Genomic DNA, 2,799 nt, shown 5'->3' on the forward strand with positions numbered 1-2,799 from the left:
TTAAAGCAGCAGGAGAAAATTTTAAAAGATAGTCTAAAAAGCTATCAGGATACGCAAAACTACCGCAAAAAGCAGCTCGATGCGGGCGCGGTTAGCGAGATCGTATTTTATCAGGCCAAAGCCGCGGTCCAAAGCGCCGAGGCAAGCCTCATAAGCGTGCAAAATCAGCTCTCCGCGGCGCAGACCTCGCTAAATATCCTAACGGGCAAGAGCTACGATGAAATTTTACGCGGCACGGCGCAGACCGCTGCGAAAATGCCTAGCGCGCCGCAGATCCCAAGCGGAATCCCAAGCGACGTGATCCTGCACCGCCCGGATGTCGCAAGCTCGCTCGAAAATCTGCGCGCAAGCAACTTCTTAGTGGGCGTCGCCAAGGCGGGCTACTTCCCTACTTTCTCGCTTACGGGCTCAGCGGGATACGCAAGCGGCGAGTTTGACAGGCTATTTACCGCAAACGCGAGCACGTGGAGTATCGGAGGCTCGCTCGCAGGGCCGCTGCTTGATTTCGGCCGCCAAAAAAGGCGCGTAGAGCTTGCAAATTTAGAGCAAAACGCAAGCTTCATCGCATACGACAAGGCGCTTAAAACCGCTTTCGGCGACGTTCGCGACGCGCTTGTAGGCGTACAAAACGCCAAACTAAGACAGGCAAGCCTCGCCGATCTCGTCGCTTCGCAGAGCAAAATTTATTCAAACGCCTCAAGCAGGTATCAGGCGGGCTACAGCGATCATCTGGAGTTTTTGGATTCGCAGCGAAACCTACTTAGCGCGCAGCTAAACAAAGTGCAGACCGATCTTGACGTGCTAAACGCGACAGTGAATGCATACAAGGCGTTCGGCGGCGGCTTTAGCATAGAAGATAGCGAAATAAAGGCGCTTATCGGCGCCGAGCAGGACGTGCAGCCCGATATGTCCGCCTTCCCGAAGGATAGAATTTTTAATTAGCTTTTTAAATTTATCGGCGGCGCGAAATTTCAGAATATCTAAATTTAAAGCACAGCTCGGCTTTTACGGCGCAAGCGGATCGTTTAAAAAATCTGCTTGCACTTTTTAAATTTGGCTCCGCGGCGGGCGACAAATTCCAATTTCAAAGATAATCTAAATTTTACAATAGCCGCAGCAAGGTAAAATCTCCGCTCGGCTAGAAAGCACAGTGCGGTCGGGCTTCGTGGCGCGGCAGAATTTCAAGCAGCACGGTAGAATTCCAAGCGCCGAGTTTTAAATTTAAAGGCGAGCGGTTGCGCGCCGAAACGGAATTTGGCAAAATTTTAGATTTTCGCTATAATCGCGACTTTTAATTTAGATGGGTGTCCGAGCGGTTGAAGGAGCACGCCTGGAACGCGTGTAAAGTGCAAGCTTTCGAGGGTTCGAATCCCTTCCCATCTGCCACTACTTTAAAATTTCGTCCTCGCAAAACTCTAAAATTTCGCTTTTCAACTCGGTGAAAATTTTATAAATTTAAAGCCAAAATTCCACCCTTGCCGCAAATCCTACGATCAAAGACAAAATTTCCTCCGCCGAGATCAAACCCGAAAGCCACCTAAATTCTATCTCTACGCCCGCCGTTTACCGATATTGCGCTAAAATTCCTTTTAAAATTTCACTTTAAAGGAGGAGAAAAATGAGTGAAGAAAAAAGTTGCGCCTGTGCGCACGCAAAATCCCAAAACGTAACCGATGCACCGGGCAACAACACCGTATTTATGATCTGGCGCTTTGGTGCGGGCAAGACCGCCTGCAAAAAGGCTTTCGAGGGCCTTTGCGGTTTGGTGATAAATTTAAACAAAACCGCCGTTACGAGATTCGGCGCGGCTAGCGAAACAAGCTGCGTGCTGGGCGTGGGCTTTGAGGCGTGGAAAATGCTCGGCTTGCCGAAGCCTTTGCCGAAGGAGCTAAAAAATTTCGAAGAGATTAGGGGCGATAAACACATCGCTCCCGCTACTGGAGGCGATATCCATATCCACATCAGAGCGGGGAATCAGGCCGTTTGCTACGATATGGCAAGCGAGATCAGAGCCGCGCTAAAGGACGTCGCGACGTGCGAGGAGGAGATCTGCGGCTTTAAATACTACGACGGGCGCGCTATCATCGGCTTTGTGGATGGTACCGAAAACCCACAAGGCGCAGATCGCGACTTTTTCGCCAAGGTAGGCGACGAGGATGCGGCGTACAAGGGCGGCAGCTATCTTTTCGTGCAAAAATACATCCACGATATGAGCGCATGGAACGCCGCGGGCGTCGCCGAGCAGGAGCGCGTCATCGGGCGCAGCAAACAAAACGACATCGAAATGAGCGAGGAGATAAAGCCCAGCAACTCGCACTCCGCCGCAGCCAACGTCGGCGACGATAAAAAGGTCGTGCGCGGCAATATGCCGTTTATGCAAGGCGGCGAGACGGGAACCTACTTCATCGCCTACGCAAGCACCTTTAGCACGCTGGAGCTGATGCTTGAGAGTATGTTTATCGGCCGCCCGCGAGGCAACTACGACCGCCTACTGGATTTCAGCACCGCAAAGACGGGCGCGCTCTTTTTCGCCCCGACCTTCGATATGCTGCAGGCTTATAGCGCAGAGTAAATTTAGCTTTAAATTTAAAGGCGCGCGATGTTTTGCGATCTAAGCCCGTATCAGAGCAGGCGCTGCAAAGAGATCATAGAAAATAGAGCCGAAAACAGCGAAAATATCAGCGGCTTACTGGAGTTTATAAACTCTAAATTTAAGGTTCGTCCTATCAGCGCGTTTTACGGCGCGGGCAGGGACTCGGCGTGGCTTAAGATCGTGCTTCGCTTCGATAAAGACGCCGC

The 2,799-nt window shown here is 51.3% G+C and carries 3 protein-coding genes and 1 tRNA gene; all 4 read left to right on the forward strand.

Features of this window, described 5'->3' with window-relative positions; all coding sequences use genetic code 11:
- Nucleotides 1-942 (forward strand): TolC family protein (locus Q0614_RS06490; protein WP_298787413.1); only part of this gene is annotated, 942 nt, incomplete at its 5' end.
- Nucleotides 943-1,298: 356 nt separating this feature from the next.
- Nucleotides 1,299-1,386: transfer RNA gene (locus Q0614_RS06495), tRNA-Ser, on the forward strand.
- Nucleotides 1,387-1,618: 232 nt separating this feature from the next.
- Nucleotides 1,619-2,572: a Dyp-type peroxidase gene (locus tag Q0614_RS06500; RefSeq protein ID WP_298787415.1), complete on the forward strand. Its 954-nt coding sequence runs from the start codon at nt 1,619-1,621 to the stop codon at nt 2,570-2,572.
- Nucleotides 2,573-2,599: 27 nt separating this feature from the next.
- Nucleotides 2,600-2,799, forward strand: a 200-nt coding sequence (locus tag Q0614_RS06505; protein ID WP_298787417.1) for a hypothetical protein, incomplete at its 3' end; no start/stop codon positions are given.

It is taken from the genome of uncultured Campylobacter sp. (genome assembly GCF_937997595.1).
Lineage (GTDB): Bacteria > Campylobacterota > Campylobacteria > Campylobacterales > Campylobacteraceae > Campylobacter_B.